This is a genomic window from Exiguobacterium sp. s145, assembly GCF_018618835.1.
Taxonomy (GTDB): Bacteria; Bacillota; Bacilli; order Exiguobacteriales; family Exiguobacteriaceae; genus Exiguobacterium_A; species Exiguobacterium_A artemiae.
Genome location: NZ_JACSMV010000001.1, coordinates 310,722 through 323,388 on the forward strand (window position 1 = coordinate 310,722; position 12,667 = coordinate 323,388).

Sequence of the window (12,667 nt, forward strand, 5' to 3'; positions counted from 1 at the left end):
GTCCTCGTGAATCTTTTTCAATTGAAAAAGAGCGAAGACGACGTTTTTTTTAAGGTGTCCGCAATGACTGGACAAGATCGGCATCTGGAGTGACGTAAAGTGTCGTTTGATCCGTATAGATGACGAATCCCGGTTTGGCACCACTCGGTTTTTTGACGTAACGGAGTTCTGTGAAATCGACCGGCACCTGGCTCGATTCCCGGGCCTTGGAATAATAGGCGGCGACCACCGCGGCTTCTTTTAATGTGGTCTCATCCGGCTGGTCACTGCGGATGATGACATGTGAACCGGGGATATCTTTTGTATGCAACCATGTCTCGGACCGGCGTCCGAATTTAAACGTCGCATAATCATTTTGTTTGTTGTTTTTGCCGACAAAAAATGGAATCCCGGTCGAAGATTGGTAGGCCTCAAGTTTAGGGATAAGAGGTTTCTTTTTCTTTTTGCTGCGTTCCCGGACGTATCCTTCTTCGACGAGCTCTTCCCGCATCTCTCGAATATCCTCCGGAGAAGCGACATCGAGTTGTGCCAGTAGCGACTCAAAATAATTGATTTCGAGCTGGTTTTTCTCGAGCTGCTTCGCGACTTCGATTTTAGCAGTCTTCAGTTTGTTGTAACGTTTGTAGTACCGCTGGGCATTTTCGTTCGGTGAAAAGCGGGGATCAAGGGCAATCGTAATTTCCTTCCCGTCTTCGTCATAATAATCGACGACCGTCGCCTCTTTCATACCGCGTTCGAGCTGATACAGGTAGGTCGTTAATAATTCGCCTTTGTGTTTCAATTCGTCCATCTTTTCGGTAGCAGCCAGGTCACGTTCGAGTTTCGTACGTTTCAGAATATTTTTATCATATTCGCTTTTGATGAAACGCTCCAAGTCAGCCGCCTGTTGTTTGACGCGATCCCGATTTGATTTCTGGTGGAAAAACGCATCGAGGACGTCTCCGCTTGTCGCAAAGGTCTTTTCTTCAACGATTTCCCCGTAGTGCAACGCGACAGGGGAGAAACGTTCCTTCCCGTTTGCGAGACGCTGGAAATAATAAGGACCCGTCAGTTCATCCAGAACGGAGTGAATGGCCTCTGCAAGCGATGTCCGGTTCGAAAGACCGGCCCGCGACACGATTTCAGCAGTGATTTGCGGTGAAAAACCACTGAACAAACCTAATAACTGACGGTCAATCTTTCCGGCGTTCCAATCAATCCGGTGTAACGTCTGTTCGATGTCGCCGGTCAGAGGATCGACTTTATCTTGTTCCGGCGGCAAGTGATACTGCAGACCCGGCATGATGGTCCGGAATGTATTTTGGCTGAGCGGAAGATGTTTGATCGCATCCAAGATTTTATCCTGTCCATCTGTCAGGAGGATGTTGGAATGGCGGCCCATCAGTTCGATGTACAGTTTTTTCGCTTCTTCATCCCCGAGTTCATTTCGTGAGCGGACACGCATTAAAATGACCCGGTCACGTCCGAGCTGCTCGATTGATTCGATGAAGCCGCCTTCGAGATGCTTTCGGAGCATCATACAAAACATCGGCGGTTCGCTTGGATTGCTCGTCGACTCCGATGTCAGATGAAGCCGCGCGTACATCGCATTGGCCGATGCGAGCAACATCACGTTTTTTCGTTCTGCCCGGACACTGAAAATTAAATCGAGTGCATACGGTTGGTGTATTTTATTAATCCGTGCCCCAACGAGCGGTTGGAGTTCCCGGACGACACGTGTTGTCATTAGTCCGTCAAAAGCCATGATATTACCTTCTTTCCTGATTTCGTTTCCACTTTCTAAAGGTAACAGAAAGTGCCCGGTTATGGTATGATTAAGCAGTCGAGCTGAAAAAGACCACTTGCGAACTTCCTGTCTCTACTGCTAATATGAAACAATGTGAAGTTTGTTAGATGGAGGGGTTCTGAAGTGATTTTTAAAGAGCGTGGCTTATTACTCGTATTGTCTGGTCCGAGTGGTGTTGGTAAAGGAACGGTTTGCCGTGCCTTGCGCGAAGATGAAGACAATAATTTGCACTATTCTGTGTCATGTACGACACGCAAACCGCGTGAGGGAGAAGTGGATGGTGTCCATTATTTCTTCAAGACACGTGAAGAATTCGAAAGTATGATTGCCAATAATCAATTGCTCGAGCATGCGGAATTCGTCGGCAATTACTATGGTACACCCGTCGATTGGGTCAACAAAATCTTGGATGAAGGAAAAGATGTCATCTTGGAAATTGAAGTACAGGGTGCGATGCAGGTGAAGGAACATTTTCCGGAAGCTGTTTTTCTGTTTTTGGCTCCGCCAAGTTTACAGGAACTTCGCAACCGTCTTGTCGGGCGTGGAACAGAATCAGAAGAGGTCATCAAACAACGTCTTCTTGTCGCGAAAGAAGAGATTGAAATGATGGATGCTTATGATTACGTCGTCACGAATGACGAGATCCACAAAGCATGTGACAGAATTCAAGCAATCGTCACTGCAGAACATTGTAGCCGGGAACGCGTTGCGTCCTTGTATAAAAAAGCCATGGAGGTCAAATAACATGTTATATCCATCAGTAGACAAGCTTCAAAAGACGGTCCCTTCGAAATACACAATCGTGACGGTCGCAGCAAAACGTGCGCGTCAAATCCAAGACGGGAAACGCGTGAAAGTAGCGAACCCGAAATCATACAAACCAGTCGGAAAAGCGCTCGAAGAACTCTTTTCTGGTGAAGTCGTGGTTACGAACCAACCGCAAGACTAATTTTGAAGCAGCCACTCCTCATTGTGGCTGTTTTTTTCAATAAGGAGGAATTCATCATGCTAACGAATCGTAACATCCTATTATGTGTCGGAGGCGGAATCGCTTCATATAAAGCAGCGGCCTTGGCATCGAAACTCGTTCAGGCCGGAGCGAACGTTCAAGTCGCGATGACGAAGAATGCCCAACAATTCGTCGGGAAAACGACGTTTGCCGCCTTGACGCGAAAACCGGTCTATGATGATGTCTTCATCGAGCATGATGCATCCAAGATTGCCCACATCGATTTAGCAGATGAAGCTGATTTGATCGTCGTGGCTCCTGCGACGGCCAATCTGATTGCGAAACTGGCGCACGGAATCGCCGATGATTTCATTACGACGACGATTTTAGCGGCGACGTGTCCGGTCGTTGTTGCTCCGGCGATGAACGTCAATATGCTCGAACATCCGGCGACGGTACGAAATATGGACCGGCTGATGGCAGACGGAGTCCATTTGATTGCACCCGGCGTCGGGAATTTGGCATGCGGTTGGGTCGGAAAAGGGCGGTTGCCTGAACCGGAAGAGTTGGTCGAGACATTATCCGGTCTTTTCGAAACCAAGAAACTGGAAAACCGCCATGTCCTGGTCAGTGCCGGTCCGACGGTGGAACGGATTGATCCGGTTCGTTATTTGACGAACGATTCATCTGGAAAGATGGGTATCGCGCTTGCGGAAGCGGCCCGGGATGCTGGAGCAACCGTCACACTTGTTCACGGTCCGGTCCGTGGGACAGTGCCGACCGGTATGACGACGATTGCTGTCGAATCCGGTCAGGAAATGCTCGAAGCGATGTTAGCCGTCTATGACAAACAAGACCTGGTCATCATGGCAGCGGCGGTCGCAGATTATCGCCCGACTGTCCAATATGATCGCAAACAAAAGAAAATCGACGGACCGTTACGGATTGAACTGGAAGAGACGACTGATATCTTACGAACATTGGGTGAGCGGAAGACAAATCAGATTTTAGTTGGTTTTGCAGCAGAGACGGAAAACCTGGAAACACATGCGCAACAAAAACTGATTCGAAAACAGGCGGATTTCATCGTCGCAAATGATGTCTCCCGTGCGGACATCGGTTTTTCGAGTGATGAAAATCAAGTCACGGTCTACGGTAAAAGTAATGAAGCCGTCCATTACGATCAACAAGCGAAGACCCGATTAGCAACCGCATTAATCGAACAGTTCGCGGAGGCCTTACGATGATTGCTGAAGTCATCGTCGATGTCGCGGCGGCGACGGTCGACCGGCCCTTTGACTATGAAGTACCGGGTTTATGGCGTGATCTCGTCGTTCCCGGTATGCGTGTCGAAGTGCCGTTTGGTCCGCGGGCGTTGCTCGGAATCGTCGTAGCCGTGAAGGACGAGACGGATCTCGCGCGCATCAAACCGATTGTACGCGTTCTCGATGAGACACCGACGTACACGGAAGAATTGCTCCAACTATCGAGTTACCTGTCCGAGACGACCCTTTGCTATCAGGCAACGGCACTACTTGCGATGTTGCCCGCTGCTTTGAAAGTCAGTTATGATAAACTGATTTTGGCGGAAAATCCGCGGCTGATTCACTGGAACCAGAAGAAAATCAGCCAGTTTCCGAGTGAGGTCCAACAACAGATATTAGTGGCTGCCCAAAATGGGGATATCCGACTGCAACCGATCGTCAAAGAAAAGAAGACGTCCAAAACCGACAAGCGGATTCGTCTGCTCGATTCGACGATTGAATTATCGAAACAAGCGACAAAACAGATTCTGCTCCGTGAGTATCTGATGGCACGTCCGGAAGTGTTATGGAGTGAAGTGATGCATGAACTGGATTTGACTGTCAGCATTCTGAACAGTTTAGAGAAAAAAGGTGTCATTACGGTCGAGACAATTGATGTAAATCGCAATCCGTACGAACATCTCGTCCAAGATATCTTTGTTCCGTCCACCCTGACAACCCATCAGCAGGATGCGGTCGATGCGATCACGGCACCGGAAGAGACGAGTACGTTTTTACTCCACGGGGTGACCGGCAGCGGGAAAACGGAAGTCTATCTGGAATCGATTCATACCATGCTTGAACGGGGACGCCAAGCCATTCTGCTCGTACCGGAGATCAGTTTGACACCGATGATGGTCAAACGTTTTAAACGACGGTTCGGAGACCGTGTCGCCGTGTTGCACAGCGGGTTGTCGTTAGGTGAAAAATACGATGAATGGCGCAAAATTTCGCATGGAGAAGTGGACGTCGTCGTCGGAGCACGATCTGCGATTTTTGCACCATTGACGAACATCGGTGTGATCATTTTAGACGAAGAACATGAGACGACCTATAAACAAGAAGAAAATCCGCGGTATCATACCCGGGACGTGGCAACATGGCGAGCGGCATATCACAAATGTCCCGTCGTCCTTGGAAGTGCGACGCCGATTCTAGAAACGTATGCACGTTCTCAGAAAGGGGTCTATCGTTACCTCCCTCTAACAGAACGATTCGGAGGCGAACTTCCACCGGTCGAGATCATCGATATGCGAAAAGAACTGGAACGCGGCAATCGAACACCGTTCAGCCTGCCTCTTGTCGAAGGAATCAAACAACGCATCGAACGGGGCGAACAGACGGTCCTGCTCCTCAATCGACGGGGATACACGACGTTTGTCCTGTGTCGGGATTGTGGTGAAACGCTTCAATGCCCACATTGCGCCGTCAATCTGACCTATCATCAACACCAGGATTGTCTGAAATGTCATTATTGTGGATTTGAAGCAGCCATGCCGAAAACCTGTCCGTCCTGTGAATCGAAAAAAATTCGGCAGTTCGGTACCGGGACGCAAAAAATCGAAGAAGAACTGACCCATTTGATTCCGGAAGCCAAAATCATCCGCATGGATCAAGATACGACGTCACGCAAAGGCGCGCATGAAAAATTGCTAAATGCGTTTGAGCGCGGTGAAGGAAACATCCTGCTCGGAACCCAAATGATTGCCAAAGGGCTTGATTTTCCGAACGTGACACTGGTCGGTGTCATTGCGGCGGATGCAACACTCGGGATTCCTGATTTCCGGGCGAGTGAACGAACGTTTCAACTGATTACGCAAGTTTCAGGTCGTGCCGGCCGGGGAGCGCTTGCCGGACAATCGATTATTCAGACTTATAATCCGGATCATTACGTCATCCAGACGGCGAAACGGCACGATTATGAAGCATTTTATAAACGGGAAATGCAATTGCGTAAGTTGGGTGGTCACCCCCCCTTCTGGTTTTTGGGATTAATCACGATTTCTGCGGCTCATCCGCTCGAAGCACAAGCGGAAGCGGAAGCGATTGCCGGACAACTCCGGCATCTGGAATCAGACGATTTAATTGTCAACGGTCCGCTCGAAGCACCGCTGGCACGACTAAAAAACATGTACCGATACCAGGTGATTCTAAAACATAAAGGTCAAGAAGAAGTGCGGGAGGCACTCCGTGCGATGCTTGCATTACGCATCAAACAAAAAGTCCAAGTAACAGTGGATTTGAATCCATTTGTATTCATGTGAGGTGGCAAACTATGTACAAAGTTGTGGAAGTACCAAATGAAGTGTTGCGTCAAAAATGCCAACGTGTAACGAAGTTTGATAAGAAATTAGGAAAAATGATTGATCGGATGTTCGATACGATGTATGAATATGACGGCGTCGGATTAGCAGCGCCACAAATCAACCAACCGATTCGTGTCGCTGTCGTCCATACGGATGATGAGACGGGACCAATCGAGCTGATTAATCCGGAAATCATCGAAGCAACCGGATCGGAAATCGACGACGAAGGCTGTTTGAGCATGCCGGGGATTTTCGGACCCGTGGAACGCTTTGAACAGATTGTCGTCAAATCACAGGACCGTCTTGGACGAAGTGTCAAAATTAAGGCGAACGGCTTTTTTGCACGGGCCATCCAGCACGAAATGGATCATTTGGACGGTGTGTTGTTCACGGACAAATTAGTGGAGACGGAAGCAACGCCTCGTGTCGTTTTCATGGGAACACCAGAGTTTGCTGCAAATACACTCCGGGAAGTGATTGACGCCGGATATAACGTCGTCGGTGTCGTTTCCCAGCCGGACAAACCTGTCGGACGCAAACGTGAAATCAAACCGACACCAGTGAAAGAAGTGGCATTAGCTCACGATATTCCTGTCTTACAACCCGCTAAAATCCAGGAAGACTATCAAGGCTTGCTCGACTTGAAACCGGACCTGATCATTACGGCTGCTTACGGACAAATCGTTCCGATGGCAGTGCTCGAAGCCCCACAATACGGCGCGATTAATGTCCACGCGTCCTTATTGCCGAAGTATCGCGGCGGAGCCCCGATTCACCAGGCGATTATCGACGGGGAAACAGAAACAGGGGTCACGATCATGTATATGGTCGACAAGCTGGATGCTGGAGATATGTTATCAAAAATCATCGTACCGATTGAAGAGCGTGACACGGTCGGAACGATGTTTGACAAGCTCAGCGCTGCCGGTGCCAAAGTATTAATCGAAACATTACCGCAGTTGATTGCAGGCACGTTGACACCTGAAGCACAACGGGAAGAAGATGTTACGTTTTCTCCGAATATCAGCCGGGAACGGGAACGACTCGATTTTTCACGTTCCGGAGAAGAATTATATAATCAAATCCGCGGCATGAATCCATTCCCGAGCGCCTATACGCTGCTCGGTTCAGATCGCCTGAAAGTATACTTTGCTGAAAAAGTGCCGGGTCGCGGAAGCGCAGGCGAAATCATTGCCTTGGAAGCGGATGGACCTGTCGTTGCAACCGGTTCAGACACAGCCTTGAAGTTAGTCGACGTACAGCCGGCCGGTAAAAAACGGATGGACGGTGCGACGTTCATGCGAGGTGTCGGACAGACACTGACGATTGGACAGAAAGTAGGCGAACAAGCATGAATGTCAGAGATGCAGCAGTCACAACTTTATTAAAAATTGGCCAGGGTGGCGCTTTTTCGACGATTTCCGTCCACCAGATGCTTGAAAAACGTGCCATTTCAAAAGCAGATGTCGGCTTATATACGGAACTGGTGTACGGAACGCTCAGCCGTGAATTGACACTCGACTATATTTTAGAACCGTTCTTAACGAAACAAAAGAAGCTCGATCCATTCATGCGTCCGTTATTACGAATGAGCGTCTATCAACTGTTTTATCTCGACCGGATTCCGGATCATGCCGTCATCAACGAGGCAGTCGAGATTGCCAAGACACGCGGTAAACCGCATATTGCGAAAGTCGTCAACGGTGTGCTGCGGAACGTCCTTCGACAAGGAAAACCTGATTTCTCAGCGATTCCTTCAGTGGTCGACCGAATCAGTATCGAAACAAGCCATCCGGCATGGCTCGTCGAACGGTGGATTGAATTATTCGGAGAAGAAGAAACATGGCAGATGTGCCGACTGAATAATGAACCGGCACCCGTCACCGTCCGTGTCAACCGGACCCGGACAGACCGAAAAGAAGCAATCGTATTGCTGGAAGAACAAGGGGTCATTGCAAAACCGGCCCATGCGGCACCAGACGGACTGGAAATCATCAGTGGCAGTGTGCAACAGACGGATCTGTTGGAACGCGGTTACTTGTCGCTCCAAGATGAAAGTTCGATGTTGGTCGCTGCCGCTCTAGGTGCACGACCGGCGGATTATGTCTTGGACAGCTGCGCGGCACCGGGCGGAAAAGCGATGCATATCGCGGAAGGTTTGGCGACGGGATCATTAGTCGCACTGGATCTTCATCCGCATAAAGTAAAATTATTAGAAAAGCAGGCAACTCGTCTTGGACTCCACAATGTGCAGGCGGAGGCACTGGATGCCCGTCAGGCAGGTACACGTTTTGAAGCGGCATCATTTGACCGAATATTGGTCGATGCACCATGTTCCGGACTCGGTGTCATTCGCCGGAAACCCGATATCAAGTGGACGAAACGTCCGGAAGACTTAACGCAGTTGCCGGTTATTCAGCGACAAATTCTGGAAGCGGTTCTTCCGCTGGTCAAACCGGATGGAACATTCGTCTATTCGACCTGTACGATGGATCCGCTCGAAAATGAGCAGCAAACGGACTATATTCTCAGCCAAGGATTTGTTTTTGACGAGACATTCAAAACACGGATGCCGGAAGCCGTTCAATCGCTGATTGGTCAACGGGCTGAATTGAAATTACTCCCGACATCACTTGGTACAGATGGTTTTTATATCGCTGCATTCAAAAAAGTGAATGAACCAACAGGATAATAAAAAACGATGAGGAGGACGGGTATGGAGTTAGCTTATTTGACGACGACTGGAAAGGTCCGTTCAAAAAATGAGGACACGGTCTTATTGGTAGGCGATGCGACACAAGGATTAGCTGTCGTCGCTGACGGCATGGGGGGACATGCAGCCGGTGAAACGGCGAGTGCCATCGTCAAGCAGATTTTTGCCGAAGCATATGCAGATATGCCAAACCGCCCGATGGAGTTATCTTCCTGGATTGAACGATTAGTGAAAGAAGCCAATGCGCAGATTCAACGTTTTTCTCAAGTCGAAAATTTGTCGATTGTCGGCACGACGATGGCCTGTGTCTGCTGGTCGGATGATTTACTTGTCATTGGACACGTAGGGGACAGCCGCGTCTATGCCCTGGAAGCAGGACAATTAAAACAGCTGACGGATGACCATTCCTATGTCAACATGCTCAAACAATTAGGGGAATTATCGGAAGCAGAGCTTGAAAATCATCCCCGTCGTAATGTCATTACACGATCCGTCGGTTCGAACGAGTCCGTGGATGTCGACATTCAAGTCCGGGATGCACCGGACTATGATATCGTGTTAGTGTGCAGCGACGGCTTGTCGGATGAGGTGCCTCATGAAGTCATCGAGCAGTTGCTTCAAGAAGATGCACCGCTCGATACGATTGTCGAACGTCTCGTATCCGAGGCGAATGACCGGGGAGGCGCAGACAACATTACGATTGCTGCAATCCGTTTTAAAGAAAGAGAGAGGATCTGAATATGCGTTACGGAGATCGATTGAACGACCGCTACCGCATAGAACGGTTAGTTGGAAATGGCGGGATGGCAAACGTTTATCAGGCATATGATGAAATCTTGAATCGAACTGTCGCAATCAAAATTTTACGTACAGAGTTTTCGCATGATGAACAATTCATCCGTCGATTTGAACGAGAGGCACATGCTGCGACGAGTTTAAATCATCCCAACATCGTCGCGGTTTATGACGTAGGAGAAGAAGAAGCGATTTATTATATCGTAATGGAATATATTGATGGCATGACGCTGAAAACGTATTGTGAAGGGCGGGCACTGCCGGTCGCAAAAGCGATTGACATCATCAGCCAAATTTGTGATGCAATTGATCATGCCCATGCACACAGGATTATTCATCGCGATATCAAACCGCAAAATATGCTGGTACGTGAGGATGGGACTGTCAAGGTGACCGATTTCGGCATTGCGGTCGCCATGTCGAATGCGACCCTGACCCACACGATGTCAGTCCTCGGATCCGTGCATTACTTTTCGCCGGAACAGGCAAAAGGAAAATTTGCGGATGAAAAATCAGATATTTATTCGCTGGGAGCCGTTTTGTACGAACTCGTGACGGGGCAAGTGCCGTTTGAAGGCGATTCACCGGTTGCTGTCGCCCTGAAACATCTGCAAGATACCGCCCGTCGTCCGACCTCGTTAAATCCGGCTGTGCCGCAAGCTTTAGAAAATTGCATCATGCAAGCTCTCTCAAAAGCGCCGCATGATCGGCAACAAACGGTTGCTGCCTTCAAAGAAGACATGGTGACCGCGATGTCAGCTGAACGGGCCAATGAAGGCATTCGCGGGGACGATTTGATGGAAAAGACGATGGTGCTCAGCCCTGTGTCCCTGCCAACAGCCGACATTGAACACACAGCACCGGTTCCGAAGGTCGCTACCGTCATGCCGAAACCAGAAAAGAAAAAGAAACGTGCGTGGTGGATCATCTTATTGTTGTTATTCATAATGGGCGGAGCCGCAACGACTTTTGCCATGTGGCCTGACCCGAAGGTCGTCGTACCGGATGTAACAGGCAAGGATGCCGACGAGGCGGAAACGAAGCTTGAAAAAATGGGATTCGTCGTGGAATCGACCGAACGCTCAAGTGATACGGTGGAAGAAGGGTTCGTCATCAGTCAGTCACCGCGTGAACAGGCGACGGTTAAAAAAGGATCGACGGTGGATTTGATCGTTTCGACAGGAAGCGATCCGGTCGAGGTGCCGGACGTCTCAGATGAGACAGAGAAAAAAGCGATCGCCATCTTAAAGGACAGCGGTTTTGAAAAAGTGGATGTCGAACGGGAAGAATCGGAAGACATCAAACGTGGAAATGTCATCCGGCAGTCGATTTCAGCTGGAACGGAAGTCATCGCGAAAGAACAGATGATTACCATCACGGTCTCAAACGGATCCCCCGTATTCGTTCTGAAAGATTTGACCGACTTATCGAGTGCTGAAGCAAAAGCTTATTTGGATGAGATGGGACTGGACGGAACGTTTGAACAGGAGTTCTCAAGTGAGGTCGCGCTCGATCAGGTCATTCGTCAATATCCGCAAGCCGGTGCGCAGGTCGAACCAAACGATTCGGTCACGGTCTTTATTTCTCGCGGAGAGGAAGAAAAGACCATCACGGCGACGTTCCCCGAGAAAGTAGCCTATGATGGCGTTAGTGAAGACGGGGAGCCTGCTCCACGTCAACTCGTCCGGATTGAGACGGAAGATGCCAAAGGAAAACGAACCGTCATCGAAGAATCGATTGATCAGGATGAAACATTTGATGTTCCCTTGACGATTGATCCGGGAGAAGAAGGCAAGATTACGATTTATAAAGATGACGAAGTGTACCGGGCGAAGACGATTACGTACAATCAGGCAAAATCACAAGAATAACGAGCAGGACGTTAATCCTGACAAAGGAGGGCATAGGATGGCAGAAAATCGAATTGAAGACAATCGGGATGGAACGATTATCCGTTTACAGGGTGGATTTTATGATGTCATGACGCCTCAAGGTGAAATCCGTTCACGGGCACGCGGTAATTTCAGAAAACGGGGCATCAGCCCTGTCGTCGGCGATGAGGTCGTGTTACACATCGAAAGTGAGACCGGATATATCCTGGAAGTAAAGGACCGTCAAAATTTCCTGGTCCGCCCGCCAGTTGCCAATATCGATCAAGCGTTGTTGGTCGTATCGGCAGCAGAACCTGATTTTTCTGCCCATCTGTTGGACCGGTTTTTAGTGTTGATTGAAGCAAAGGAAATTCAACCGATCATCATCTTGACGAAGATGGACTTGTTACAAGGTGAAGCCGAACAAGGGGTATTGGAAGCAATTTCCGCTTACCGGACCATTGGATATCACGTCATCGAAACGTCAAGTGAGACATTGGCCGGAGTCGAATCCGTCCGTCCGTTGTTAAAAGATAAAACGAGTGTGCTGGCCGGACAATCCGGTGTAGGGAAAAGTTCGTTGTTGAATGCCTTGGAACCTTCGTTGGCACTCGAAACGAGTCATATTTCGAAGGCGCTTGGTCGTGGACGCCATACGACCCGTCATGTGACATTGATCCCGCTTGGCGAAGGATTGATTGCAGATACCCCGGGATTCTCGAATCTTGATTTTCCGCACGAAATGGAACTCGAGGAGTTACGGTGGTGTTTCCCTGAATTTGTTGCTTTACAGGACGAATGCAAGTACCGTGGCTGTCTGCATTTGAATGAGCCTGGTTGTGCCGTTAAACAAGCCGTCGAGGCCCAGGAAATCATGGCTTCCCGGTATACGAATTATGGTATGTTTGTAGAGGAAATCAAGAATCGGACGCGGAGGTATTAA

General features: G+C 49.2%; 10 protein-coding genes and 1 pseudogene. 10 read left to right on the forward strand and 1 reads right to left on the reverse strand.

All coding sequences use genetic code 11. From position 1 onward, the window contains the following. Positions 1-49: 49 nt before the first annotated feature. Positions 50-1,744: an Rqc2 family fibronectin-binding protein gene (locus KNQ07_RS01545; RefSeq protein WP_214763833.1), complete on the reverse strand. Its 1,695-nt coding sequence runs from the start codon at positions 1,742-1,744 to the stop codon at positions 50-52. Between the two features lie 168 nt (positions 1,745-1,912). Between KNQ07_RS01545 and gmk the strand changes: the two genes are divergently transcribed. From gmk to rsgA, 10 genes and pseudogenes are all read left to right on the forward strand, one after another. Continuing rightward, complete coding sequence (gene gmk / locus KNQ07_RS01550) at positions 1,913-2,530, forward strand: guanylate kinase (RefSeq protein ID WP_188005445.1); 618 nt, start codon at positions 1,913-1,915, stop codon at positions 2,528-2,530. Between the two features lies 1 nt (position 2,531). Then, positions 2,532-2,735, forward strand: coding sequence for a DNA-directed RNA polymerase subunit omega (rpoZ, locus tag KNQ07_RS01555; RefSeq protein ID WP_012370799.1), 204 nt, complete (start codon positions 2,532-2,534; stop codon positions 2,733-2,735). Positions 2,736-2,791: 56 nt separating this feature from the next. Continuing rightward, positions 2,792-3,982, forward strand: coding sequence for a bifunctional phosphopantothenoylcysteine decarboxylase/phosphopantothenate--cysteine ligase CoaBC (coaBC, locus tag KNQ07_RS01560; RefSeq protein ID WP_214763846.1), 1,191 nt, complete (start codon positions 2,792-2,794; stop codon positions 3,980-3,982). Then, complete coding sequence (priA, locus tag KNQ07_RS01565) at positions 3,979-6,303, forward strand: primosomal protein N' (protein WP_214763855.1); 2,325 nt, start codon at positions 3,979-3,981, stop codon at positions 6,301-6,303. Before coaBC ends, priA begins: the two co-directional genes overlap by 4 nt. An 11-nt stretch (positions 6,304-6,314) precedes the next feature. Further along, positions 6,315-6,746 (forward strand): annotated as a pseudogene (gene def / locus KNQ07_RS16075) (peptide deformylase); the annotation flags it as partial. Positions 6,747-6,779: 33 nt separating this feature from the next. Continuing rightward, positions 6,780-7,700 carry a methionyl-tRNA formyltransferase gene (fmt, locus tag KNQ07_RS01570; RefSeq protein WP_251139438.1) on the forward strand — a complete coding sequence of 307 codons (921 nt, stop codon included), beginning with the start codon at positions 6,780-6,782 and terminating at the stop codon, positions 7,698-7,700. After that, complete coding sequence (gene rsmB, locus KNQ07_RS01575; protein ID WP_214763871.1) at positions 7,697-9,037, forward strand: 16S rRNA (cytosine(967)-C(5))-methyltransferase RsmB; 1,341 nt, start codon at positions 7,697-7,699, stop codon at positions 9,035-9,037. Before fmt ends, rsmB begins: the two co-directional genes overlap by 4 nt. Positions 9,038-9,061: 24 nt before the next feature. After that, the gene (locus KNQ07_RS01580; RefSeq protein WP_214763886.1) at positions 9,062-9,796 is read left to right on the forward strand and encodes a Stp1/IreP family PP2C-type Ser/Thr phosphatase; all 735 of its coding nucleotides are present in this window, start codon (positions 9,062-9,064) and stop codon (positions 9,794-9,796) included. A 2-nt stretch (positions 9,797-9,798) separates the two neighbouring features. Then, the gene (pknB, locus tag KNQ07_RS01585; protein WP_214763894.1) at positions 9,799-11,724 is read left to right on the forward strand and encodes a Stk1 family PASTA domain-containing Ser/Thr kinase; all 1,926 of its coding nucleotides are present in this window, start codon (positions 9,799-9,801) and stop codon (positions 11,722-11,724) included. A 37-nt stretch (positions 11,725-11,761) separates the two neighbouring features. Next, on the forward strand, positions 11,762-12,667 hold the full coding sequence (rsgA, locus tag KNQ07_RS01590; protein ID WP_114595466.1) for a ribosome small subunit-dependent GTPase A: 906 nt from the start codon (positions 11,762-11,764) through the stop codon (positions 12,665-12,667).

Coding starts and splice junctions, on each gene's coding strand:
- KNQ07_RS01545 (WP_214763833.1), bottom strand. CDS start 1,744: ATGGCTTTTGACGGACTAATGACAACACGTGTCGTCCGGGAACTCCAA.
- rpoZ (WP_012370799.1), top strand. CDS start 2,532: ATGTTATATCCATCAGTAGACAAGCTTCAAAAGACGGTCCCTTCGAAA.
- coaBC (WP_214763846.1), top strand. CDS start 2,792: ATGCTAACGAATCGTAACATCCTATTATGTGTCGGAGGCGGAATCGCT.
- priA (WP_214763855.1), top strand. CDS start 3,979: ATGATTGCTGAAGTCATCGTCGATGTCGCGGCGGCGACGGTCGACCGG.
- fmt (WP_251139438.1), top strand. CDS start 6,780: ATGGGAACACCAGAGTTTGCTGCAAATACACTCCGGGAAGTGATTGAC.
- rsmB (WP_214763871.1), top strand. CDS start 7,697: ATGAATGTCAGAGATGCAGCAGTCACAACTTTATTAAAAATTGGCCAG.
- KNQ07_RS01580 (WP_214763886.1), top strand. CDS start 9,062: ATGGAGTTAGCTTATTTGACGACGACTGGAAAGGTCCGTTCAAAAAAT.
- pknB (WP_214763894.1), top strand. CDS start 9,799: ATGCGTTACGGAGATCGATTGAACGACCGCTACCGCATAGAACGGTTA.
- rsgA (WP_114595466.1), top strand. CDS start 11,762: ATGGCAGAAAATCGAATTGAAGACAATCGGGATGGAACGATTATCCGT.